We start from the raw sequence: 22,960 nt of genomic DNA, 5'->3' as shown, positions 1-22,960 counted from the left end.
TGAACCTTAGTTTGCGAAGCGTAACCTCTCCCGTAAACATTATGTTTCCTCTACGATTGAATCTCAACCGGCTTTGTTGCTTTCAAGCTGCGAATGAACAGCGACAGCGTTACTTTAACCATATAGTACACCGAACGCATCGCATTGATGGACGATGTTCCGCCCGTGCGCGCCTCCATGACTACAGCAACCTCGCTCGTACGCAAGCCGCTGCGGTGTATAAGCACGATTGAATCCACCTCTGGATAATCTGTTGCATAATCGCTTTGAAATACCGAAATCGCCCGCTTATTGGCAGCACGGAATCCTGAGGTCACATCCAGGACACGCTTGTGTGTCATAGCGCTGACGATCGTAGATAAAATTTTGATTCCGACTCTCCGCGTCGCCGAAGACAGGAAGCCCGTTTGTTCAATGAAACGCGAGCCAATCGCCAAATCCGCTTTTCCGCTAAGCACGGGCTCTAAAATAAGATGAAGCTGCTCCGCTTTATGCTGCCCATCTCCATCCACTTGAACGGCAACATCATAGCCATAGCGATGAGCGTAACGATATCCGGTCTGCATAGCGCCGCCGATTCCTAGATTAGTCGGAAGGGTGATAACAGCTGCACCGTTCGCTTCTGCAACCTCGCGCGTACGATCCTTTGAGCCATCATTGATGACCAGTATATGAGCAGATGGGCAATAGGTCTTCACATCATGAATCACATGGCTTATGCTGTGCTCTTCGTTATAAGCCGGAATAATGATCAAAATTTTAGAAGACGTCAATCCTTGCCGCAGGGACTCTCCGGTAACCGTACTGTCCTTTTTCGTAATGACTGCGTTCACTACATCACCACTCCATAAATCATAGTTTTGACACGCCGATGCGCACAATTATACCAATTCTACTAGATACCTCTATTAGAAAGCAACAGAAACGATTGTGAAAATGTGTAAAAAATGGTCATTTTACGCGATATTCTCATCGCTTTCATGGATATTATTAGTATTTTCTGATTGATAGATGGAACAATTTTCGAAAAAAAATATCGCCCAGAAACCAGCCAAGGACTGATAACCAGACGATACTTAGACGTTTATTTGTTTCAAAAGGTTGCTTACATCTGACCGGAGATTTTTGCTTTCAAAGCATCTTTGCTTTGAACGCCGACCATTTTGTCAACGGGTTGGCCGTCTTTGAACAAAATCAATGTCGGGATACTCATTACGCCGAATTGCGAAGCCAATTCAGGCTGCTCGTCAACGTTGATTTTTGCGATTACAGCTTGACCTTCAAGCTCAGTGGAAAGCTCCTCAACGATTGGAAGCTGCATTTTGCAAGGTCCGCACCAAGGTGCCCAGAAATCAACAAGGGAAACGCCGTTTTGAATGCTTTCGTTAAAGTTTTCTTTCGTCAATGCTACTGCCATTTCAATCATCCTCTCCAAACAATGTGTATGATAAAGGGAATACCCGTCTCACCGCTTATTGAATCATTATTTGCTAACCGCATGCGTGAATTTGCTTCAATACATCTTGAATCGTTATCGCGCTAAAATGGCTCTCGAGCTGCTTCTCCGCTGTGCAAAAAATACCGAACATCACTTGATTCATATTCGATCCAACGACACAATCCATCTCTGGATTGCCCGAGCACCAGCTCGGAATAAGCGAGCCTTGTGCCATCACTCGATAGATGTCGGCCAATGTGACCACATTCGGATCAATGGTCAGCCTGTAGCCGCCTCCCGATCCTTCACGCGTATCCACATATCCACTGCGGCGCAAACCACTCATTACCTTACGAACGCGAGCAGAGTGCGTGCCGACATTGTCGGCAATCATATCGCTGCTAGCCATTTTCTCCGGTAAATAAGCCAAGTAAACGAGACTGTGTACGGCAATCGTAAATTCGCTGTTCACTGTTTAAGGGCCTCCCTGCTTTGTACTGTAATTTTATCAGTTACAGTTAAGTTTGTCAATAGTCAGGTCGCCAAGTTACTTTCTTAGCATGCGGCATGGCCAAGACAGTTATTCCCCCTCAGATTTTGGATCGCGCATGAAAGTATTTTTTGATTCACTGTCATGTTTGAACGCTTTCACTGAATAAATATGAATGTGCAGTCTCACTTCGGTTTGACCATCCAAGCCGGAAAGCACATGCTTCCTAAGTCGGTTTTACTATGTAAAACGTTAAGGAGGTGACGCAAAATGGCATTATTTTGGAATCGTTGGATACCCGTTCGTACAGAAGGGGGTTCTAGATCGGAGCTGATTGACCGGTTGCAGGCCCATTTCAAAGCAAATGGATTGAAATCCAAAATTACCATTGAAGGCAATTCCTTGAGACGGATTCATGTGCTTAAAAAGGACGCCGATCTCGCCAAGGTGCTGCTTGACGCTTTCGATGAAGAGCATTGATGCGAGGGTTTTCAAAAAAGATTGCCTGGCAGCGGCTGCTCAAGATGAGCAGCCGCTGCTTCGGTTATTCAGCTAAGACGAGCGTCCCACTACAGAAGAGCTTCGCATCCAGCGATAGCCTTTGCGAACACCGTTGAGCACCCATTCAGGGACGGGTCTCGGCTTTTTGGACAAGAAGGGCATGTAGATCTTATTGTAAGCTTTTTTTAAATCATCCCACATCGTACAAGGCTCTTCCTTCAAAAAATCAGAAATATCAAGAACGATGCCGCGACCCTCCTTCACCATTACATTTTTCCCATGCACGTCATGAGGAAACAATCCGCGGGAGCGTGCGTAATCAAGCGCTTGATCGATGTCTTCAATAACCTTGGTCGGAATCGCTACCCCATCGATGATGCATTGATATAAGGTCTTTCCTTTTAATCGCTTTAAAATTAAATAGTAATGGCCATTATGCTCCCCAGCGTGGTAACACATCGAATAGGCAGGATGATTGCCGATTAAACGGTAGACCTCGCATTCGCTGTCCCAGCCTTCCCGTCCTGGCGCATATACTTTCACGGCTATATCCGGATAATTTCGATGAGTAAATACGCCAGCGTAATTGCCAGCACCCAGCAGCTCCCAGCCTTGCGGCACCTCATCCACACGAACCGGATTCACAGGATCGATGCTGTTCAGCGTAAGATCCGAGAGCAGCGATTGCTTGGTTAGTGAAATAAACGTCTCCAGCTGTTTCTCCTCCATGATGATCGGCTCACTCTCTTTCTATCCACATTTGTTATTTTCTTTCATTGTAAGACTACAAGGCGCAAAAATAAAGACCGAGATAAAAAGCTTTCCAGCTTCTCATCGCGGTCTTCCTGTACAAGCGGTTCTAATGGCCGCCGCTTACGACCTTAAGTCCAATCACGCCTGAAATAATCATGGATAAGAACAACATTTTACGCCAATCCCGCGATTCGCCAAAAAAGAACATCCCAAGCAATACGCTGCCGATCGAACCGATCCCCGTCCATATCCCGTAAGCGGTACTGATCGGAATCGTTTGCAGCGCTTTAGATAAGAAGAAAAAGCTGACAAAGCCCGCTCCGATTGCCCCAACGGTTCCCTTCCATTTCTTGAAGCCGTCTGACAGCTTCATAAAGGTAACGCCACCGACCTCGCCTAAGCCGGATATAATTAAAAAGACCCAAGCCATGTTACGTTCCCACCTTTTCACGATCTTTGTTGTTAGCTCTTACCGCTGACGCTTCTTGCCGCTCCTGAATAGATGAAGCTATTTCCGCTTGCTCTGTCGCAACTGCCGGCTTCTCCTTCGACACGAGCTTAAGCCCAACGATGCCTCCGACCAATAAAGCTATAAAGAACAAGCGCCAGAAATCAGCCGGTTCATGCAGCACAAGGATACCCGCTATGACCGTACCGACCGTACCGATCCCTGTAAACATCGCATAGGCAACGCCGATCTCAATTGTTCTCATCGCACGGGCAAACAGCATAAAGCTTGCCGCAAGCAGCACAATCGTCACTAAGCTGGGAACGAGCTGCGTAAAGCCCTCTGAATATTTAAGACCAAAAGTCCAGCCAACCTCCAGAAAGCCGGCTAATAGTAAAAAGATCCACTGCATGATTTTTCAATCCTCTCTCGCTGTCATCGTCCAAAGCTGCCATAATGATTGCCACACCATTCGCTTCCTTTTTTCGAACAGCTCTTCCTCATATAATTGGTTCTCGACAAGAATGCCATCGACACACACATAGAAGGTAGCGATCAGCCGCTCTTCCTCCTCACGGTTAAACAATCCCTCGGATGCTCCTTTATGCAGCACCTCTATAAGACCTTCGGTCAGCTCATTCTCATAGCGCATGAGATCCTGCCTCAGTTGATCCCTCAAATGCCGGGGCGGTACAAGAATGGTCCGCTTCAAGAATGCCTGCCCGGTCGTCAAATGATTAAGATCGGTAAAAAACTCAAATAATCGATAGACCTGTTGCTTGATCGGCTCCTTCATGATGGCCTGAAGCAGCTCTAAATATTGTTTCCGCTCTTCTGCGATTACTTCTTGAATGAGCTGCAAGAACAGCTGCTCCTTCGATTTATAATGCGCATAAATGGACGGCGTCTTGATGCCGACCGCTTTGGCAATTTCTGATAACGATGCTCCTTCATAACCGGATTCCGTGAACATCGTTAATGCTGCCTGCTTGATTCGTTCCGCCGTAGAAGGCCCAGTGATCATCCATTATCCCTCCTGCTGCCCTGTCCGTTCTCTTGCCTAACGAACGTTAGTTAGTTTAACAGAATTGTAAGACGGATCAGCCAAAATGTCAAGGTACAAGCTATTGGAACAAAAAAAGCCGTGCATGCTCCTTTTTTGAGGAGATACATGCACAGCTTAGGTAATTATTGCTTTTTGGAGTCGTTTATTCGTTGCCAAAGGATCCAACCCGTATTGATGATTATGCCTAAAACGATGCTCAGCACCATAACGACTACATTCAAAATAAGGCAATAAACGAGCAGCAGCCCAAAATCGGCATAATGGTCCGATATCGGCAGCACTTGACTAAGTATGAAAGCAAGCAGAACGCTAAATGGTATCCAGAACAAGAAGATGAAGGCCGGGAAGTACCAATGCCGATTTCGAAACAGCATGACAATAGGCACAACGAATGCGATGACCATTATTGCACAAATGAGGTAGCTCCACTCTACAATTCCGCTGTTAAAGTAGGCAGCATACAGAAAGACATTGCTGACTACAGCATAAATTGCACTTAGCAGCAGGACTAACCTCATCGATCGTCTGAACAACAGCTGCTCCTTCGCCGCCTCTTCCATTACACGCCTACAATTTCTTGAAGCGCCTTAATAAAAGCATCCATCTCGTCATCTGTACCAATGCTCACCCGCAAATATCCATTAATGCGAGGTTGATTGAAGTAACGCACAAGCACGCCCTTGTCTCTCAGCTGCTGGAAAATGGATTCAGCCGCTATGCTAGGATGCGAGATAAAGACGAAGTTCGCTTTCGAATCGGTCACCTTGAAGCCGTCAGCTAGCAGCCGCTCCGTCACCCTCTCGCGTGTAGCAATCACCTTTGCTGTCGTTTCACGGAAATAAGCATCGTCCTCAAGCGAAGCGATGGCGCCAGCTAAGGCGAGCCGATCAAGCGTATACGAATTAAATGAATTTTTGATCCGATTCAGTCCTTCGATCAGCTCCTCGCTGCCAAAGGCAAAGCCGACGCGAAGTCCTGCAAGTGAACGTGATTTCGAGAGCGTCTGCACAACGAGCAAATTCGGGTAGTCCTTAATCAGCTCGATGGCCGATTGCCCTCCAAAATCGATATAAGCCTCGTCAATAATGACAGCTTGATTCGGATTGCTGGCAAGCAGCTTACGGATGCTCTCGAGCGGAATCAGCTCCGCTGTCGGCGCATTCGGATTCGGAATTACGATGCCGCCGTTGTCCGAAGCGTAGGCTTCCACCTGCACATGAAACTGCTCGTCCAGCGGAACCAGCTCTGTCTGCAAGCCATAGAGCTTCGCATACACCTTATAGAAGCTGTACGTAATATCCGGGAACAGCAGCTTTTTCGCTGGATCGAAGAAAGCTGCAAACGCAAACGCCAAAATTTCGTCCGAGCCGTTTCCTACAAACACTTGCTCAGCAGGCAGGCCGTAATAGCTCGCAGCAGCTTGTACAAGCCCCTCGCAGGTAGGATCAGGATACAGGCGAAGATCAGCGTTCGCCGCTGCTTTGATAGCATCGATTACTTTCGGGGAGGGCGGATAAGGATTTTCATTCGTATTCAGTTTAATGTACGTTTTATCCTTCGGCTGTTCGCCTGGCACATACGGTACGAGCGAAGCGGTCAATGGACTCCAAAATTTACTCAATGGTCATTCTTCCTTTCGTTGCCTTATTCCAAGTCGTTGCTTTTAGTTTAACATTAATGGATATGCGAATCACAGAGCCTAACGGACAACAAACTTGACCAGCAGCAAGCCTATCAGCGCTCCGAACGTATTTAGAATAATATCATCGATATCGAAGCTGCCTACCCGTGTCAGCATTTGCGCAAGCTCGACGATTGTTATAAGCAAGATGGAGGCTCCGGCAAGCGCGAGCACATGTTTATATTTTTTATTTAATAGAGGCAAAAAAAGTCCAATCGGAATAAATAAAACGATATTTCCGAATAAGTTTTTAAACCAGATATCAAAATTGAAATGATCATAATGAACGATATATTTTTTTATCGTAAAGAGAGGAACGAGATTATAGCTGTATCCTTCGCCAAAATAGCGATTTCGGTAAAACAATAGCCACCCCATAATAAGCGCGTAGCCTAAGCCGAGTACGGTTAGAAACAGATTCAGCAGCAAGCTTTTGAAATGAGCATTCGCGTACATCCGCATCGTTTACAGCCTCCACGGCGCTGAATAAACCTTAAATTCATTTGCTCCTGTAATCGCTAGGCCATTAAGCTGATGCCCTGTTGCACAACCGCCGTCAACGCCGATTTTGCCGGGACCGAACCAAACATCGGGCTTGTTGTGAATATCGATTGTTTTCGTATGGCCGAAAATAACCGTTTTGCTCACATTGGTAGGTCTAGACAGAAAAGGCTGTTTAATGTAGAGAAAATCTCGCGGAGGCTGTTCCTTCCAATTCAAATAATTGGGATTAAGACCGGCGTGCACATAAATAAAATGCTCGTCCTCATGGTAATAGGGAAGGTTATCAAGAAAGGTCATGTGATGCGAATAACGCTCCTGAACAGCCTCCTTCGCACACTCGATGACATGCTCAATCGAGCCTTGCTTGGTGCCGGCATAGCTCTCAGCCGTCTGCCTGCCGCCATGGCTGGAAAATTTCAGCAGCGCATGCTCGTTTCGCTCCAGCATAACGTCGACAAGCCTCTCGTCATGGTTGCCCTGGATAGCAATCGCGCCGTCCTTCTGAACGAGGCCTATGACCTGCTCAACCACATCCTTGCTCCTTGGACCGCGATCAACGAAATCGCCGAGCAGCATGAGCTGATCCTCGCCTGGACAATAGTTCATTTTCTCAAGCAGATCATTAAAAGGCGCATAGCAGCCATGGATATCACTAATGACTAACGTTCGCTTCATACGCGTCTCCCCGAGATCACAAGATCTCTCTCTACGCCATCGAGCACCGCAACCTTAGGCAGATGCCCCCAAACCTCGAATCCAAACTTGCGAAGCAGCGCCAGACTTGGCTCATTGTGTCCGAATACGAAGCCAAGCAGCGTATGCAGCCCAAGCCGCGGGCACTCCTCGATTGCCTTCTGAATCAGCACCGAGCCAAGTCCGCGGGATCGGTATTGCTCCGCTATATAAATGCTGATTTCTGCCGTGGCATTGTAGGCAGGTCTGCCGTAAAAGGATTGAAAGCTAAACCATGCCGCAATTTCCCCTTCAATTCGCAGTACCCATAATGGACGAAAATCGGCAGAATGCTCATCGAACCACGCTCTTTTGCTATCTACAGTCGCCGGCTCCAAGTCCGCTGTAACCATTCGGCTTGCAATCGTTGAGTTATAAATGTCGACAATGTGCTCCAGATCGCTTAGCTGAGCGTCGATAATTTCATATTGCTGCTGAGACATACTCGCCACCTCTTACTTTCCTATGTGTCGCTTGCGGGGTTCCCTACTGCTTATTTATTAATGATTTATGAAGGCCAAAGGCTCTCTTAACTTTGACAAATTATATCACACCGCCGATTGTTTGAGCATCCAAAAAAATAGCCCGCCAAGCAAAATGCTCGGCAGGCCTTGTGAATGAATAACGAAGCTACCCACCCTTTAATTACCCGCATATTTAGAGTAATCATCTGGCGTGTTGAGGTTTGTGAAAATAGCTTTGCCGCCGATCGCAAGCGGACTAACGACGACGGTCTGCAGCCTCCCAAGCAGCCGCATGACACGGAAATCCTGCTCATCGAGCGCCATCGCTATTTGAGGGACCGCTCTTGTATGATAAAGCGCATGAAACGGCTGGCCGGAGGCGTGAATGACGTCCGCGCCGCTCTCCAGATGACCCATGAGCTGCGTGAGCAATTCCTCGGACAGCTGCGGCATATCGCAGGCCATTACGAATACATAACCTTCAGTAACAGCAGATAAGCCAGCATGAAGACCGGACAACGGACCACAGCCTGGATAACGATCCAAGGCAAAGCTCACAGACTCTCCCATATCGCCGAGAATACCGCGATAAATCGCTTCTCGCTCCGATGATCCGACCGACAGGATCACATGCTCTGTCAGTGCGCGAAGTTGTTCTACTAGAAGGCACAGCAGCGGCTTGCCCTCAATGAGCAGCAGCGCTTTGTCCGTCCCCATTCTAGAGCTAAGTCCGCCAGCCAGCAGCAAGCTATGAATAGGATGCTTTCCCATTCCCATTCCACCCCCCTTTAAATAGAAAGAAAGCCTGCCGAGTGTAGTAATCTCAGCAGGCTTCTGCGCTTCGCTTACTTATGCTTTGGACGGATCGAATGAGCTTTTCAGCGAAACGATTCGATTGAAAGCCAGCTTCTCTGCCGTCGTATCCTTCGGATCCACATTAAAGTAGCCATGGCGGAAAAACTGGAACTTATCGCCGCCTGCCGCATCCTTCATGTTTGGCTCAACGAAGCCAGTCAGCACCTCGAGCGAATTCGGATTGATGCATTCAAGGAACGGCTTGCCTTCCTCTTCTGCCTCGCTCGTAATAAGCGGCTCGAACAACCGGAAATCCGCAGGTACAGCGGAAGACGCTTCTACCCAGTGAATCGTGCCTTTAACCTTGCGCTCATTAAAGCCGGAGCCGCTCTTCGTCTTCGGATCATAGGTGCAGTGCAGCTCAATTACGTTGCCGTCCGCATCCTTGATCGCTTCTTGGCAGGTGATAAAATACGCATGCTTGAGGCGCACTTCATTGCCGGGAAAAAGACGGAAATATTTGTTCGGAGGATTTTCCATAAAATCATCCTGTTCAATGTAGATCTCACGGGAAAACGGAATTTGACGCGTTCCCATCTCTTCGTTTTCGGCGTTGTTTTCTGCTTCCAGCAGTTCGCTTTGCCCTTCTGGATAGTTCGTAATGACGACCTTTAGAGGTCGCAATACAGCCATCGTGCGAAGTGCCTTCAGCTTCAAATCTTCTCTTATAAAATGCTCCAGATTGCGCTCGTCCACAAGGCTATTGCTCTTCGACACGCCGATCTCGCGACAAAATGCGCGCATCGCTTCGGGCGTATAGCCTTTGCGGCGCAAGCCGCTGATCGTCGGCATGCGCGGATCATCCCAGCCGTCTACGACTGCCTCGTCTACCAATTGCTTCAGCTTGCGCTTGCTCATAACGGTATTCGTCACGTTCAGGCGGGCAAATTCATATTGGCGAGGAGTAGCCTCCATCTCGCATTCCGCGATCGTCCAGTCATATAACGGACGGTGATCCTCGAACTCAAGCGTACAGATCGAATGCGTTACGCCTTCAATGGCATCACTTAGCGGGTGAGCGTAGTCATACATCGGATAGATGCACCAAGCATCCCCGGTGCGGTGATGATGCGTATGCGCAATTCGGTACAGAACGGGGTCGCGCAAAGTGATATTCGGCGAAGCCATGTCGATCTTGGCGCGCAGCACCCGCTCGCCGTCCTTGAACTCGCCCGCGCGCATGCGCGAGAACAAGTCGAGGTTCTCCTCCACGGAGCGGCTCCGATAAGGGCTCTCCTTGCCTGGCTCGGTCAATGTGCCGCGATATTCTCGCATTTGCTCTGCATTCAGATCGCATACATAAGCTTTGCCCTTCTTAATAAGCAGCACGGCACGGTTATAAAGCTCTTCAAAATAATCCGACGCAAAACGAAGCTCATCCCATTCAAAGCCAAGCCAGCGGACATCCTCTTGAATGGATTCCACGTACTCCGTATCCTCTTTGAGCGGATTCGTATCGTCGAAACGCAGATTGGTCTTGCCCTTGAACTCATCGGCGAGCTCAAAGTTCAGACAAATCGACTTGGCATGTCCAATATGCAAATAGCCGTTCGGCTCCGGCGGAAAACGAGTGACAATTTCCTGCACATGGCCGCTCTTCAAATCTTCGACTACGATGTTTTTTATGAAATTCGAGGATGATGACTTGTTCTCTACTGCATTCTCCATCTGCGACCAACCTTTCCCACGGAAAATATTTATCCTCTTATAATACACAAATTTCCGTGAAATTATAATACTCCTTGCATGTTGGCGTCATTTTCGCAGAAAGCAAAAAAGCCCATCCTCTATTAGAGGCGGGCTGTTTAACCTTTCAATTATAGCAGCACGCTGTTGGCTCCTATAGTCCATCCCGTTTTAAAACGTTAAGATACCTGACGAGTACAGAAAGACGAGCAGCACTAGAATCGGCGCTACGTAGCGCAGCATGAACATCCACAGCCTCAGCCACCATGTGGACAAGCCTGCTTCCTCCGCAGCTCCCTTCCACGCATAGCCTACGAATAGGGTGACCACTAACCCGCCGAGCGGAAGCACGATATTGGAGCAGACGAAGTCCATCCAATCAAAGAAAGACTTGCCGCCAAACGTCAGCCACGGCGCTTTATCCCCTAAGGATAAAGCAGATGGCAGTCCGACCAAGAAGCAAAGCAGCGTCAGCAGCACGACTGAGAATTTACGGCTCCAGCCGAACGCCTCGCGGACGAAGGCCACTGGCACTTCAAGCAGCGAGATCATGGAAGTCAGCGCCGCGAAGGCTAGCAGCACGAAGAACAGTCCACCAAAAATGGCTCCCAGCGGCATCGCTGAGAATGCAGCCGGCAGCGCAACGAACACGAGACCCGGCCCTTGCGATGCCTCTAGTCCGTATACGAACGTCGTAGGAAATATGATCAAACCGGCAAGAAAAGCATAAGCCAAATCCCCGATACCTATGGCTAGCGTGGCAAGTCCTAGCGACTGCCGCTTATCAACATAAGCGCCGTAAGTCATAATAGCCCCCATGCCGAGCGATAACGAGAAGAAAGCATGTCCAAGCGCAACGAGCGCTGACTCCGCCGAGAGCTTGCTGAAGTCCGGCTTTAGGAAGAAGGCTACGCCCTCCCCTGCTCCCTCTAACGACAAAGCGCGCACGCAAAGCACAAGGAGCAAAATAACGAGCCCCGGAATAAGAATCTTATTGAATTTCTCGATACCAGCTGACACACCCCGGATAATGACGAAGCCCGTCAGCAGCATGACGATAAATTGCCAAAACACAGGCATCCAGCTTGCGTTGAAATTGCTGAAGAGCAGCGCGTAATCCTTATGCTCGAACAGCTTCCCCGTGAAGGACAGCATCGCATAATGCAAGGTCCAACCGGCAACCACCGCATAGAAGGATAATATGACAAACGCACCTAAAATCGTAATAAATCCAAAGCCGCCCCATAGCTTCCGTCCGCTTAGCCGAATGAGCGAAGTCGATGCATTTCCTCGGCCGCCTCGTCCTACTGTCAGCTCAGCGAGCAATACGGGCAAACCTACAAGAAGCAAACATATTACGAATAACATGAAAAAGGCCGCGCCCCCGTATTGGCCTGTTATATAAGGAAACTTCCACATATTCCCTAGACCAACCGCACTTCCGATCGCCGCCAAAATAAATCCCGACGACGAGAACCTCTCCTCTTTATTATTCACCTTGCCATGCAAGGGCCCTGACTGAAATTGATCCTTCATTACATAATTCCTCCCAAATTTCTATGCAAAATCTCTCTAAGGTGCTGATGGGTAGTATGACCATTTCCGAAAAATATATCTGCATTTCGTACTGGTCGGCCTTGCACTGACTTCATATAAGCGAATACATGATCACAGGACGAGAGGGAAAACGATGGTCTGGAAAAACCTCCCCACCCCTTTCAAAAACAGCTGTTAAGGAAACATTGTGATCAATATTAAAAGTACATTATATCCGAATGCCCCGTCTCTGCACAGACACCGTCAGCGATAATCTCACTTGCTTTGAAATAAATAGCGATTTTCTAAATGCTGCAAATAGCTCTGCATGCAGAGAGCGATGCCACGAATATTACGTGGTGGGCGGCATAACTCGATGGGATTTTGACCAGCATATTTCACACCCTGTGTCATTGCCAATTCCTTTCTGACTTTTTCAATGAAGCGTTCACCTAAAACGAGAGTGCATCTTTATTATTTTTGCATATAATAACCTTATTATTCGAACTAACACTCCTCATTAAAATCACAATCAATTATTAATAATAAAGGGATTAAACAACATTAACCATTATGGATCATTTAATTTTATTGCACAAATACAACTTATAAGAATCATCACTTCAGCGTTCATATCGGCATTCCGATCAGTCTCCAAGGCATAAAAAAATAGATAGAAACATATTCCCTGTTTCTATCTATTTTCAACCTACCATGATACATAGCAGTACATCCAATAATTAACGCAATTTCGAATAATGCAGATGCGATGGCGCACTTATTGTGTGACCAAACAGCACACCAGCCTATCACCGAAACTGATGAGCAGAGAGTAACTAAGCACCATTTTGGTGGTGTATTCTACCTGTGGAAAAGGAGTCAGCAAAGGCGAGAACGAGAGATGGTTACACATTACATATCTTTTGCCAGTCCAAGCAGTCTGGGAGACTATCGTAGTTCTTACCACTAGATATGCCCTCAAGATACAGCAATTTGTTACCTGCATTCCATTTCGCGCAGAAAAATAGCTGCCATCCAGCTCTACCGCCTCCAAAACGGCTGCATCTGCATCATTTTGTAATGCGCTCCCCTTCCGAGCGACGACGCTTCACTTCCATTGACCATATACAGCGGGGATCACCTCTTTTATTCGTATGGCTCGTGTTCCGCAGGAGCTTATCCGTCTTCGCTGCACAAGAAATCGCCAACTTGCGTCACTTCTCGCTCTAAAACGACTAAAATAGCCATTAACTGGGCTTTTTTTCGCCGGGAAGCCGCATGTATTTCATTTTTTAGTGAGGGAGCACTATAGTAACTGCTCGATATCGGCCTTCATATCGAGGGGCTCGTCGGTCGATTCGAACCGTTTGACGACATTTCCTTCGCGATCAATCAGAAACTTCGTAAAGTTCCATTTGACTGAATTGCCCTCAAGGTAATGAGGAAGCTTTTCCTGAAGAAAGGCATTTAGCATTTTGCCGCTAGGGTCGCTTACTTCAAAGCCATTGAAAGGCGCTGCTTCCGTCAAATGCTTAAATAGCGGATGAGCCGTTTCGTCCCTTACATCGGTTTTGGCGAAAAGTGGGAAAGATACCCCATAGTTCAACTGGCAAAAGCTTTGCACATCAGAATTTGCACCAGGCTCCTGCTCGCCGAATTGGTTGCTGGGAAAGCCAAGAATTTCGAGTCCCTGATCTTTATACTGGTCATACAATTTTTGCAAATCGGTATATTGTGGCGTAAAGCCACATTTGCTAGCTGTGTTGACAACAATCAACACCTTGCCCTTATATTGCTCCATGCTTATTTGTTCACCTTTAATGGACTCTAGCTCGTACGAATAAATGCTCATGGTTGAATGCCTCCTGTTGACCTGCTTCTATTTGAGTAAATTAAATTGTATACAACTTAATTACTAGAAAAGAATACCATAATGATATACCGCTTGTCAAACGAATCTATGATGTTAATTTTCGCACCTTACCGGGGATTTTCTACCGAGTATATTTTAAAAAATAGCTTTCCCTTTGAAAAGTAAAAAAAGACTGCTCCCGAGGCGAATGGTTTCGCCTTCTGAGAGCAGTCTTTTTGGATACGGCTATTTATAATTGCGTTTGCTTCTTTCTTCCGTTTAACCAATCGGTAAACAATGCGTAATCCTGCTCGGCTTGGCCTGCATAGGATATGGCCCAATTCGCAATAGAAGTACAGAATGCGTCCTCATCATTGCCCATCGCCTTCACGATTTCCACTTCGCTGTGGTAAGCCAGAATTCCCTGAGCCACGTCGGCATCCGCCCGAGCGTGCATCTTAGCCGTCAATTTCCCCATACTGTCCGTGACCGATAGCAAATCGCCTGCCGTTTCAAGCGATTCAAGCTTAAGCCGCTTCTTATATGGGGATCGCTCCCGCACATAGAACTGCCGATCACCTATTGTTAGCCACCCAAGGTAAGGATCCGCTTCGTGATGCATTGCCTTCTGCGTCATCGTCACCCGCTTGCCCTGATGCTCGAACATGGACCAAAATGTCTCGTCATAAGGCATGAAGTAAGCAGGCACCGGAACGCGTACCTCCTTCACCTCTAGGACGATATCATCCTCGCCCTGTGCTCCTTCGCCCGCTTCAATGAGCACATAGAACCGGTCAAGCCCGATAGAGGCCGTTCCTGAGCCATGCTTCACCGCTATATCCTTCACCTGAAAATGCCGCAGCTCCTCCGTATCATCCGCTGCAACGGTAGCCAAATAATCCGGCCACGCTTCCAGCAGAGCAGCCCTCTCCTCATCGGTAGGCGGTACGATTTCATCGGTCGCCGCAAATTGCCGGTGCTCCTGAACGAGCGCAGTCACCTTCTCCAGAAAATGCTGATCCTTGCGCTTTTGCAGCTTTTTGAGCAGCTTCTTCACCGGACCTTCCGCCTGCTCCATATCTATCGAATACGTGCCGGGGTCATCCTTCCCCTTTGCGAATCGGCGCATTTGCTTGGAATAGGCCTGCAAGTAAGCTTCAATCGAGCTGAACTGGCTGTCATACGTCTGGCCCCTGAGCCTGCCGACAAGCGCAATACTCACTGACATGCGCAGCAGATCATACAAATACGAGCCCAAGTAGCCTTCATCAAAATCGTTCACGTCATAGACGAGCGTGCCCCGTTCATTGCGGAAGGCACCGAAGTTCTCAAAGTGCAGATCGCCCTGAATCCAGGTCGGACGGCTAAGTGGCGTATGATAAGGAAACCATTCCCGTGACACGTCAAAATAAAACAAATAAGCGCTGCCGCGAAAAAACGAAAATGGCGTTTCCGACATTTTCAAATACTTCTCCTCGCGCTTGCTTCGCTCAAGTTTCATAATTTTTTGGTCAAACTCTTGAAATATCGCGGATAATGTCCGCTTTCTCAGCTTATTCTGCGTTAGTTTTACCCGTTCTGCGAGCTTCGGATCCATATGCAATCCCCCATTCGATCTATGACTCTACTTTTTGAAGCCTCATATAATCGCTAATCATAGCAAGCCGCCACGGAATAATCATGCCAAACGCCAGCAAGTAGAAAATAGCGCCGGTTTGCGGAATCGACATATACTGCTCCACGACGCGATGCAGCGCTAACCGAATGACGAACAGCGTCAGCATAATAAATATAAACGCCTTCGAGCGCCTGACATAGATTTCGGATTCCACACGCTCGAGGCGGGTCGTGACGATTAGCGGAAACGCAAAGATCAGCAAGCCGGTTAAAAACGAGGAAAAGCCCCATACCCACGGAATGTGAGTCGCCGAGAAGGCAAACATCATGAAGCCCGTTGCCATGCCTAGCGGCGGTATAATCATTTTTCGCAAATTGGTTGGCTGCTTCCCTGCTCGAATACGAAGGATGATAAGCGTAAGCCCAGCCAAAGCCGATACGATAATCGAGCTGACTTGAATAAAATATGTAGAGAGCAACACTGCGTCCTCCCCTATGTAATGGTATGAGTGCCCTATTATTTCTTTCATCGTACTGCAAAACAAGGATCACTGCAAACCGCCCTAGCCTCTTATTCCGTCTCGCCCTGGCGGTATGCCTTCGGTGAGATCCCCTCCTGCTTCTTGAACACCTTGCTGAAATATTTCTCGTCATGAAACCCGACCATTTCGGCAATCTTCGCAATGCGCAAATTCGGATTAACCATCAGCAGCTTCGCTTTATCAATGCGTATGCCCGATATGTAATCGGTAATGTTGATGCCATACTCCAGCTTGAACTTGCGGGACACATATTCTCGGCTGACGAAAAACCGCTTCGCGATATCCTGAAGCGACAGCTCCGCTTGATAATTCTGCTCGATAAAAGCTGCGATATCGCTCATTTTCGCTTTCTCGTGAGCCTGACGCTGCACGATCGCCTGCGACAATCTCTGCAGAAGCAGGCACGACCATTCGCGCCAATCCTGAAGCGAAAGTGAGCTGGCGTTGACATGCGGCGATTTTCCCGCAAGCTCTTCCATGATAGCCAAAGGCTCTTCATCCCCCGCTAGCCTGCCTGGGGCTTCACGAAGCATCTTTGCGCAAAATAAAAGCGTGTCCGTCTTATAATCCTCCAGCATTTGCGGGGCAATATATCCGCCAGAGCGTACTGCTTCAAGCCATCGTCCCGATGCAGCAGCAAGCTGCTCCTCGTTACCGCTCAGCGCCGCAACCTTCCATTCTTCTTCCCAATCCGAAAAAGCGATTCGACTGCCGCTCTTAACATCCTCGAATAAGTGAATATAACGGTTGGCATCCATCATATTTCGGCGCCACAAGGCAGATAATGCTTCCTCGTATTGACCCGGGAGCGTCTCTGGAAACGCTCCCGCCATACTCGTTCCGATATGCATGCGGCGCTGAAGCGTTACAAACAAGCCATCATTAATAGCTTGCAGAATAGCTGGCAGCTCATCCGCCTCTCCCCATACCGCAATGACAATTTCCGTAGGCGCTCCCCAATGGCGGAACGCTACGCCTTTTTGCCCTGGCAGCAGAAACTCGTTGCAAATATTGATAATCGCAAAATGCAGCAAATCACTGTCCCATGCGAAGCGCTCATGCAGCTGTCTATCGCTGGTGTCGACCTGCAATAGCGCAAGCCGCGCACTGTTCGCAACTTCGGGAACAAGCCTCTCCGCACGCAGCCTGCGCAGAGCCGCTTGCGCGGTAGCAGGCTCAGTGATCAGCCCCGTGAGCAGCTTCTCGCCGTAGACCGGCTTGAATTCATTAAGCTGCATGCTCTGCTTTTGCCTCTCAGCCCGCTCCTGCTGCTCAAGCCGCCACTGCGCGGCTGCTTTCGCCACAGCCGTATTAATAGCCTCCGGTTCAATCGGCTTCAGCAGATAGTCGATCCCTCCATGACGGACGGCCTCACGTACAAAATCGAAGTCCCCACGCCCGCTCACGACTATGAATTTAATCGTTCCGGCAAATTCGTTTACCGCCGCCATCAGGTCGACGCCGCTGCCCTCCGGCATCATCATATCCATAATGACAATAGCAGGCTTGTCCTGTCTCATCCGCTCGATTGCTTCAAATCCTCCGCTTGCTTCCTCTATTTCGTCAATGCCATGCATCTCCCAATTGACGAGCAGTCGAACGGCCTTTCTTACGCGTGCCTCATCATCCACGATCAGCGCCTTCATCGTTAGTCCCCCTTTCTTCAATCGTCCTCTTTATCGTTAGTGTAATCCGCACACCTTTAGGCTCCATATTCCGAACCTCAAGCTGCGCTTCATCGCCATAGACCATCTTCATGCGGGTTAGTACATTGTTCAAGCCGATCTTCGGCTCGGCGCCATCCTGCGCCAGCTTTAAGGAATGGCTGATGCCTTCCGTCTCAACCCCGGAGCGAGCCTCCTGTCCTCGAGGGGCAGCGCCCTGCGCGCCCTTCAAATAATGAATGCCAGCCAGCTCTTGGCGCAGCTCAGACAGCCGCTTCTCCGGAATCGCTGCCCCGTTATTTTCAACCAGGATGGCAATCAGCCCGTCCTCACGCGCTTGCGCGCGCAGCAGCAGCACGCCATCCTTAGCTGCCTTATCCATGCCATGCTTAAAATAATTTTCTATGACGGGCTGCAAAATCATTTTCGGCATCTCTGCATCCAACAACGCTTCATCCACGTCGACACGGAACTCAAACCGATTCTCGTAGCGCTCCTTCTGAAGCTCCACATACGCTTTCAAATGGGCCAGCTCATCCCTGAGCGTAATCGTACTTGCCTCATTATCCATGCTATATCGCATCATTCTTGCAAGCGCGGACAGCAGCGCATAAATGCGCGGCACGCCTAGCTCCAGCGCCAGCGTCCCGATAATTTGAATCGTATTATTTAGAAAATGCGGATTGATCTGCGCTTGCAGCGCCCGTAGCTGATTCGTCTTATTCGCCAGCTCCAGCTTATACTCGCGTAAAATTAAATTGTTGATCGTATCCATCATGCCTCGGAAGCGTACAACAACAAGGCCAATCTCATCATTCCCGGAAGGCTGGATCGGCACATTCAAGTTTCCTGCTTGCACCTGATTCATATAACGAACCAGCTGCTTCACGGGAGCCGTAATCCGCAGCGAAACGATGATCGTCGCCGCGACGATCACGGCAAGCGACAACGCAAGCAGCATCAAATTAATAGCTGCTGCTTGATTCGCCTCTCGAATGAGATAAGATGTCGGAATGCGCTTAACGATCGTCCAGCCCGCTACGGATGCCTGCACACGCTCATATACGAACAGTGCACCGCCTTGCTCAAAATGTCCGCTTTCCTCTTCTCCACTCGTCAGCGCACCGTTATACCAAGCGGCCGTGAGCGGTTTGCCAAGAAGAAGCTCATTGTCTGTAAATACGACATAGCCGTTATTGTCGATTACATACAGCTCCTCCTCGCGGGGGTCATAGAGCTGCCCTACGATGCCAGTAAGAAGCGACAGCTTCACATCCATGGAGACATAACCGAGCTTCTCAGTTGAGGGGATGCGCTCGATGCGCCGATGCAGCGTAAAGACCATCTCGCTGGGCTGCTGCGGCTGCAAAGAAGAAAAGCCGTACGTATGGCTCATATGCGTCGGCTGAAGCGATACGCTCTCGCCGCTTCCTACATAGGCATCAAGATCTGAAAAAGGAGCAATGTCGCTCGCACGCTTCGCTCCCGCCACATTCGTAACGATCGTAGCCCGTTTGCCAAGGCTTGCGTACAAGTACACCTGATGAACCTCCGGCACGGATGACTTCATATAAGACAATGCCGCGAACACGCGGCTGTCTGTCTGAAAATCGGCAAGTCCCGTTTGAAGCTGCCGATACAGCTCTGCATCCGAATACACGTTAAGCGAGCCGATATTAAGCTCCTCCAGAACTGCCGTCAAGTTCCGCTGGCCTTGATACAGCAGGTTTTGCGTATCCTCGAGCGCCCTCTCCTTCATCGACTTCGTTGTGTAGCTGTATGTCACAATCATCGTCGTCACAATCGGCACGATGGTCGCTATCAGCATAAATACGATTAGCTTAGTCCGTATGCTATTGAATCTCAAAAATAAGCCGCCTCCGCTCGCGATCAATATATTGCACCTGACCGGTCACATCCGTCGGTGTTTATCACGCTCTGTCACTTGCATAATTAAACATACAATAGTTTTCTGGTGAAAAGAAAGGGGAGTTCCTACGATGGGCAGCAAGAGAATGTCCGGATGGTGGCCGCAATTGGTATTCGTGGGGCCAGTTACCATCTTTTTTCTACTTATTATGATAATCCCGTTTCTGCTTGGCATGTACTACTCGTTTACCGATTGGAACGGCGTTGCCGGAACGGTTAATTGGGTCGGGTTCGACAACTTCAAGCAAATTTTTACGAATGATGCCGATTTCTGGTCTTCCTTCTGGTTTACAATTCGCTTCACCGTAGTTGGTGTTATTTTAACCAACTTGGTCGGTTTCTTCCTTGCCTACCTGCTCACGAAGAAGCTGAAAACGCGCAACGTGCTGCGGACGATCTTCTTTATGCCTAACGTAATCGGCGGCTTGCTGCTCGGCTTCATATGGCAATTTATATTTGTAAAAGGCTTCTCTACCGTTGGCGACATGACCGGCTGGTCCTTCTTCAACCTCCCATGGCTTGGCGATGAGACGACTGGCTTCTGGGGCATTACGATGGTATTCGTCTGGCAGTCAGCCGGTTATCTGATGGTTGTGTACATTGCATCCCTCACGAACGTATCAAAGGAAGTGCTTGAGGCTGCTGAGATCGATGGCGCTACTCGCATGCAGGTGCTTCGCAGCATTATTTTGCCGCTCATTATGCCTGCTATTACGGTTTGCCTGTTCTTAGCGATCTCCTGGTCGTTCAAAATGTTCGACCTCAACCTGTCGCTCACCAAGGGCGGACCGTTCAAATCAACGGAATCCGTCGCACTCAATATTTATGCGGAAGCGTTCCAGAACAACCGGTATGGACTTGGTACAGCGAAATCGCTCATCTTCTTTATCGTCGTTGCCGTCATTACGCTTATACAGGTTCGCGTCACCAAGAGCAAGGAGGTTGAAGCTTAATGGATACGAAAAAATATACCGGAAAGCTGTTCATAGCCGAAGCGATCATGATTATCGTCGGCTTGTTGTTCCTTGCGCCGTTTTATTTCCTGCTCGTGAACTCGGTTAAGCCCTTCGGCGAAATTATGGCCAATTCGGCAAGCTGGCCGCAGGTGTTCAACTGGGAGAACTACTCCCGCGCTTGGAAGCTCACTCGATTTCCGCAAGCATTCAGCAATTCGCTGATCATCACAGTCGTCACCGTTGTTCTGACTGCGCTCATCAGCGCGATGGGCGCTTATCGGATGGTTCGTTCCAATACGCGCTTTAACCGCATTTTGTTTATGTTTTTTGTTGCGGCTATGGTTATTCCGTTCCAGTCGATCATGATCCCTTTGTTAAAAGTCGTGAACGTGCTGGGCGTCAACAATAGTATGTACGGTCTTATTATGTGTTATCTCGGTTTAGGTGCTCCGCTCTCGCTATTTCTTTTTCACGGCTTCATCAAAGCGATTCCGCTTGAGATTGAAGAAGCGGCGACCGTTGACGGCTGTAATCCGATTACAGTATTCTTCCGAATTGTGCTTCCGCTGCTGAAGCCAATGCTCATGACCGTCATCATTTTGAACTGCCTGTGGGTGTGGAATGATTACTTGCTTCCATCGCTAATTTTGCAAAAGCCTGATATGCGTACGATCCCGCTCGCGACCTTCGCGTTTTTCGGACAATATACGAAGCAGTGGGACCTTGCGCTTCCAGCGCTTGTACTTGGCATCACGCCTATCGTAGCTTTCTTCCTGTTATTACAGCGTTACATCGTTGAGGGAGTAGCGGCTGGTTCGGTTAAAGGCTAACGCTTATAATCAAACGGTCGATTCCATATACTAATACATTATCAAGGGGGATTTGCATCATGAATAAAAAGCTGACCATGCTATCGCTTAGCCTTGTGCTGGCCATGAGCATCATCTTGTCCGCATGCGGCGGAAGCAGCAATGAAGACGGCGGCACAAACAAAGGCAAGGACGAAACAAAAACGGTAACCATTTTCCAATTCAAGACCGAAATTGTTGAAGGCCTAAATGAATTGGCTGTGGAGTTTAATAAAGAATATCCAAACATTAAGCTGGACATTCAGACGGTAGGCGGCGGTGCTGACTATGGCGCTTCCCTCAAAACGAAATTTGCTGCCGGCGACGCGCCTGACATCTTCTCAAACGGCGGCTACGCGGAAATGGAAATGTGGCTGGACAAGCTGGAGGATCTATCCGACCAAGCGTGGGTGAAGGATCTAGTTCCTTTAGCTGCTGAGCCAATGACCAAAGACGGCAAAGTGTACGGCATGGCCATGAACCTTGAAGGCTTCGGCTACATCTACAACAAGGACCTTTTTGCTAAAGCAGGCATTACGGAGCTTCCTAAAACGTACTCTCAGCTAGAGGCTGCTGCCAAAACGCTAAAAGCAGCCGGCATTACGCCATTCGCTAACGCGTACCAAGAGTGGTGGTTGATCGGTAACCAAGGCATCAACCCTGCATTTGCACAACAGCCAGACGTTAATGCTTTTATCGCTGGACTTAACGATGGAACAGCAAAAATTCCAGGCAACGAGAAATTCGCCGAATGGGCTAAGCTGATGAAGCTTACCGTTGATTACGGCAACAAAAACCCGCTCACAACAGACTACAACACGCAAGTATCCCTATTTGCGAGCGGTGAAGCTGCAATGATGCAGGAAGGCAACTGGGCACAAGTGCAAATCGACAGCATTAACCCTGACATGAACCTTGGCGTTCTGCCAATGCCGCTTGGCGAGGATGCTGAAGCGAATGACAAGCTGAACGTTGGTATTCCAGCTAACCTTGTTATCAACAAAGAATCCGATGTGAAGGAAGAAGCTAAAATATTCCTGAACTGGCTCGTTACTTCTGATATCGGTAAAGAATACATCGTGAAAAAATTCAAATTCATTCCGGCGCTTTCGACAATTACAGCTACTCCTGAGGATATGGGCGATATCGGAACCGAGGTTTATAACTACGTGCAAGCTGAAAAAGTGCTTGGCCTGCAATCCTCGAAATACCCCGATGGCGTAACACAGGAATTTGCCAGCGTCATTCAACAGTACATTGCGGGCAGAATCGATGAGTCTGCATGGGAGACTGGCATGCAAGGCGCATGGGATAAGCTTAAGAAATAAGAGATAGCAAAAGGAAACAGCCGTTTAACCGTCCATCATGGAGGTTAAGCGGCTGTTTTTTTGCCTTATG

At 48.6% G+C, this 22,960-nt stretch carries 24 protein-coding genes; 4 read left to right on the top strand and 20 right to left on the bottom strand.

Annotated elements, in window-relative coordinates; translation table 11 throughout:
* Positions 1–50: 50 nt before the first annotated feature.
* From HI950_RS17920 to HI950_RS17910, 3 genes are all read right to left on the bottom strand, one after another.
* Positions 51–833 carry a glycosyltransferase family 2 protein gene (locus tag HI950_RS17920; RefSeq protein WP_317618398.1) on the bottom strand — a complete coding sequence of 261 codons (783 nt, stop codon included), beginning with the start codon at positions 831–833 and terminating at the stop codon, positions 51–53.
* Between the two features lie 272 nt (positions 834–1,105).
* On the bottom strand, positions 1,106–1,417 hold the full coding sequence (gene trxA / locus HI950_RS17915; RefSeq protein WP_053373731.1) for a thioredoxin: 312 nt from the start codon (positions 1,415–1,417) through the stop codon (positions 1,106–1,108).
* Positions 1,418–1,490: 73 nt separating this feature from the next.
* Positions 1,491–1,910, bottom strand: coding sequence for an RrF2 family transcriptional regulator (locus tag HI950_RS17910; protein ID WP_169084447.1), 420 nt, complete (start codon positions 1,908–1,910; stop codon positions 1,491–1,493).
* Positions 1,911–2,198: 288 nt separating this feature from the next.
* On the opposite strand from HI950_RS17910, the gene HI950_RS17905 reads away from it, so the two are divergent.
* Positions 2,199–2,408 (top strand): hypothetical protein, encoded by a 210-nt coding sequence (locus HI950_RS17905; protein WP_053373729.1) that lies wholly within the window; start codon positions 2,199–2,201, stop codon positions 2,406–2,408.
* A gap of 72 nt (positions 2,409–2,480) precedes the next feature.
* Here HI950_RS17905 and HI950_RS17900 read toward each other — a convergent pair whose 3' ends face one another.
* The 17 genes from HI950_RS17900 to HI950_RS17820 all read right to left on the bottom strand — a co-directional run bounded on the left by HI950_RS17900 (position 2,481) and on the right by HI950_RS17820 (position 19,696).
* The gene (locus HI950_RS17900; protein ID WP_187768121.1) at positions 2,481–3,158 is read right to left on the bottom strand and encodes a serine/threonine-protein kinase; all 678 of its coding nucleotides are present in this window, start codon (positions 3,156–3,158) and stop codon (positions 2,481–2,483) included.
* Positions 3,159–3,288: 130 nt separating this feature from the next.
* The gene (locus HI950_RS17895) at positions 3,289–3,612 is read right to left on the bottom strand and encodes a DMT family transporter (RefSeq protein ID WP_169084445.1); all 324 of its coding nucleotides are present in this window, start codon (positions 3,610–3,612) and stop codon (positions 3,289–3,291) included.
* Between the two features lies 1 nt (position 3,613).
* Entirely contained in the window at positions 3,614–4,042 is a 429-nt protein-coding gene (locus HI950_RS17890) for a DMT family transporter (protein WP_169084443.1), read from the bottom strand.
* A gap of 6 nt (positions 4,043–4,048) precedes the next feature.
* Positions 4,049–4,654 carry a TetR/AcrR family transcriptional regulator gene (locus HI950_RS17885; RefSeq protein ID WP_169084441.1) on the bottom strand — a complete coding sequence of 202 codons (606 nt, stop codon included), beginning with the start codon at positions 4,652–4,654 and terminating at the stop codon, positions 4,049–4,051.
* A 164-nt stretch (positions 4,655–4,818) separates the two neighbouring features.
* Positions 4,819–5,256 (bottom strand): hypothetical protein, encoded by a 438-nt coding sequence (locus HI950_RS17880; protein ID WP_169084439.1) that lies wholly within the window; start codon positions 5,254–5,256, stop codon positions 4,819–4,821.
* Complete coding sequence (gene hisC / locus HI950_RS17875; RefSeq protein WP_169084437.1) at positions 5,256–6,317, bottom strand: histidinol-phosphate transaminase; 1,062 nt, start codon at positions 6,315–6,317, stop codon at positions 5,256–5,258. Before hisC ends, HI950_RS17880 begins: the two co-directional genes overlap by 1 nt.
* 78 nt (positions 6,318–6,395) lie before the next feature.
* Positions 6,396–6,839: a VanZ family protein gene (locus HI950_RS17870; protein WP_169084435.1), complete on the bottom strand. Its 444-nt coding sequence runs from the start codon at positions 6,837–6,839 to the stop codon at positions 6,396–6,398.
* 3 nt (positions 6,840–6,842) lie between these two features.
* Positions 6,843–7,556: a metallophosphoesterase family protein gene (locus HI950_RS17865; RefSeq protein ID WP_169084433.1), complete on the bottom strand. Its 714-nt coding sequence runs from the start codon at positions 7,554–7,556 to the stop codon at positions 6,843–6,845.
* Positions 7,553–8,056: a GNAT family N-acetyltransferase gene (locus HI950_RS17860; RefSeq protein ID WP_169084431.1), complete on the bottom strand. Its 504-nt coding sequence runs from the start codon at positions 8,054–8,056 to the stop codon at positions 7,553–7,555. Before HI950_RS17860 ends, HI950_RS17865 begins: the two co-directional genes overlap by 4 nt.
* Before the next feature lie 198 nt (positions 8,057–8,254).
* Positions 8,255–8,848: a molybdenum cofactor guanylyltransferase gene (mobA, locus tag HI950_RS17855; protein WP_169084428.1), complete on the bottom strand. Its 594-nt coding sequence runs from the start codon at positions 8,846–8,848 to the stop codon at positions 8,255–8,257.
* A 78-nt stretch (positions 8,849–8,926) separates the two neighbouring features.
* The gene (locus HI950_RS17850) at positions 8,927–10,600 is read right to left on the bottom strand and encodes a glutamine--tRNA ligase/YqeY domain fusion protein (RefSeq protein WP_169084426.1); all 1,674 of its coding nucleotides are present in this window, start codon (positions 10,598–10,600) and stop codon (positions 8,927–8,929) included.
* 189 nt (positions 10,601–10,789) lie between these two features.
* Complete coding sequence (locus tag HI950_RS17845) at positions 10,790–12,154, bottom strand: sodium-dependent transporter (RefSeq protein ID WP_169084424.1); 1,365 nt, start codon at positions 12,152–12,154, stop codon at positions 10,790–10,792.
* Between the two features lie 1,306 nt (positions 12,155–13,460).
* Positions 13,461–14,006 (bottom strand): glutathione peroxidase, encoded by a 546-nt coding sequence (locus HI950_RS17840; protein ID WP_169084422.1) that lies wholly within the window; start codon positions 14,004–14,006, stop codon positions 13,461–13,463.
* A 250-nt stretch (positions 14,007–14,256) separates the two neighbouring features.
* Positions 14,257–15,603 (bottom strand): DUF2252 domain-containing protein, encoded by a 1,347-nt coding sequence (locus HI950_RS17835; protein ID WP_169084420.1) that lies wholly within the window; start codon positions 15,601–15,603, stop codon positions 14,257–14,259.
* 19 nt (positions 15,604–15,622) lie between these two features.
* Positions 15,623–16,105 (bottom strand): CcdC family protein, encoded by a 483-nt coding sequence (locus tag HI950_RS17830; protein ID WP_411268105.1) that lies wholly within the window; start codon positions 16,103–16,105, stop codon positions 15,623–15,625.
* A gap of 89 nt (positions 16,106–16,194) precedes the next feature.
* Positions 16,195–17,811: a response regulator transcription factor gene (locus tag HI950_RS17825; RefSeq protein ID WP_169084415.1), complete on the bottom strand. Its 1,617-nt coding sequence runs from the start codon at positions 17,809–17,811 to the stop codon at positions 16,195–16,197.
* The gene (locus tag HI950_RS17820; RefSeq protein ID WP_169084413.1) at positions 17,789–19,696 is read right to left on the bottom strand and encodes a cache domain-containing sensor histidine kinase; all 1,908 of its coding nucleotides are present in this window, start codon (positions 19,694–19,696) and stop codon (positions 17,789–17,791) included. The genes HI950_RS17825 and HI950_RS17820 overlap by 23 nt, the downstream gene beginning before the upstream one ends.
* A gap of 133 nt (positions 19,697–19,829) precedes the next feature.
* Here HI950_RS17820 and HI950_RS17815 point away from each other — a divergent pair, with 133 nt between their 5' ends.
* The 3 genes from HI950_RS17815 to HI950_RS17805 are packed head-to-tail and all read left to right on the top strand — an operon-like array spanning position 19,830 to position 22,890.
* Positions 19,830–20,711: a carbohydrate ABC transporter permease gene (locus HI950_RS17815; RefSeq protein ID WP_169084411.1), complete on the top strand. Its 882-nt coding sequence runs from the start codon at positions 19,830–19,832 to the stop codon at positions 20,709–20,711.
* Positions 20,711–21,544, top strand: coding sequence for a carbohydrate ABC transporter permease (locus HI950_RS17810; protein WP_169084409.1), 834 nt, complete (start codon positions 20,711–20,713; stop codon positions 21,542–21,544). The genes HI950_RS17815 and HI950_RS17810 overlap by 1 nt, the downstream gene beginning before the upstream one ends.
* A 59-nt stretch (positions 21,545–21,603) precedes the next feature.
* Positions 21,604–22,890 carry an ABC transporter substrate-binding protein gene (locus HI950_RS17805; protein ID WP_169084407.1) on the top strand — a complete coding sequence of 429 codons (1,287 nt, stop codon included), beginning with the start codon at positions 21,604–21,606 and terminating at the stop codon, positions 22,888–22,890.
* Positions 22,891–22,960: the final 70 nt, after the last annotated feature.

Origin of the sequence: Paenibacillus sp. PL91 (assembly GCF_012935325.2) — a bacterium.
Classification (GTDB): Bacteria; Bacillota; Bacilli; order Paenibacillales; family Paenibacillaceae; genus Pristimantibacillus.
This window is presented reverse-complemented; position numbering and strand designations above follow the sequence as displayed.

What these genes read in the sequence shown, in the direction of transcription:
- HI950_RS17810 (WP_169084409.1), top strand. Translation starts at nt 20,711, where the DNA reads ATGGATACGAAAAAATATACCGGAAAGCTGTTCATAGCCGAAGCGATC.
- HI950_RS17825 (WP_169084415.1), bottom strand. Translation starts at nt 17,811, where the DNA reads ATGAAGGCGCTGATCGTGGATGATGAGGCACGCGTAAGAAAGGCCGTT.
- HI950_RS17840 (WP_169084422.1), bottom strand. Translation starts at nt 14,006, where the DNA reads ATGAGCATTTATTCGTACGAGCTAGAGTCCATTAAAGGTGAACAAATA.
- HI950_RS17880 (WP_169084439.1), bottom strand. Translation starts at nt 5,256, where the DNA reads ATGGAAGAGGCGGCGAAGGAGCAGCTGTTGTTCAGACGATCGATGAGG.
- HI950_RS17835 (WP_169084420.1), bottom strand. Translation starts at nt 15,603, where the DNA reads ATGGATCCGAAGCTCGCAGAACGGGTAAAACTAACGCAGAATAAGCTG.
- HI950_RS17900 (WP_187768121.1), bottom strand. Translation starts at nt 3,158, where the DNA reads ATGGAGGAGAAACAGCTGGAGACGTTTATTTCACTAACCAAGCAATCG.
- HI950_RS17845 (WP_169084424.1), bottom strand. Translation starts at nt 12,154, where the DNA reads ATGAAGGATCAATTTCAGTCAGGGCCCTTGCATGGCAAGGTGAATAAT.
- HI950_RS17860 (WP_169084431.1), bottom strand. Translation starts at nt 8,056, where the DNA reads ATGTCTCAGCAGCAATATGAAATTATCGACGCTCAGCTAAGCGATCTG.
- HI950_RS17815 (WP_169084411.1), top strand. Translation starts at nt 19,830, where the DNA reads ATGGGCAGCAAGAGAATGTCCGGATGGTGGCCGCAATTGGTATTCGTG.
- HI950_RS17890 (WP_169084443.1), bottom strand. Translation starts at nt 4,042, where the DNA reads ATGCAGTGGATCTTTTTACTATTAGCCGGCTTTCTGGAGGTTGGCTGG.
- mobA (WP_169084428.1), bottom strand. Translation starts at nt 8,848, where the DNA reads ATGGGAAAGCATCCTATTCATAGCTTGCTGCTGGCTGGCGGACTTAGC.
- HI950_RS17805 (WP_169084407.1), top strand. Translation starts at nt 21,604, where the DNA reads ATGAATAAAAAGCTGACCATGCTATCGCTTAGCCTTGTGCTGGCCATG.
- HI950_RS17905 (WP_053373729.1), top strand. Translation starts at nt 2,199, where the DNA reads ATGGCATTATTTTGGAATCGTTGGATACCCGTTCGTACAGAAGGGGGT.
- HI950_RS17865 (WP_169084433.1), bottom strand. Translation starts at nt 7,556, where the DNA reads ATGAAGCGAACGTTAGTCATTAGTGATATCCATGGCTGCTATGCGCCT.
- trxA (WP_053373731.1), bottom strand. Translation starts at nt 1,417, where the DNA reads ATGGCAGTAGCATTGACGAAAGAAAACTTTAACGAAAGCATTCAAAAC.
- HI950_RS17885 (WP_169084441.1), bottom strand. Translation starts at nt 4,654, where the DNA reads ATGATCACTGGGCCTTCTACGGCGGAACGAATCAAGCAGGCAGCATTA.
- HI950_RS17870 (WP_169084435.1), bottom strand. Translation starts at nt 6,839, where the DNA reads ATGCGGATGTACGCGAATGCTCATTTCAAAAGCTTGCTGCTGAATCTG.
- HI950_RS17895 (WP_169084445.1), bottom strand. Translation starts at nt 3,612, where the DNA reads ATGGCTTGGGTCTTTTTAATTATATCCGGCTTAGGCGAGGTCGGTGGC.
- HI950_RS17850 (WP_169084426.1), bottom strand. Translation starts at nt 10,600, where the DNA reads ATGGAGAATGCAGTAGAGAACAAGTCATCATCCTCGAATTTCATAAAA.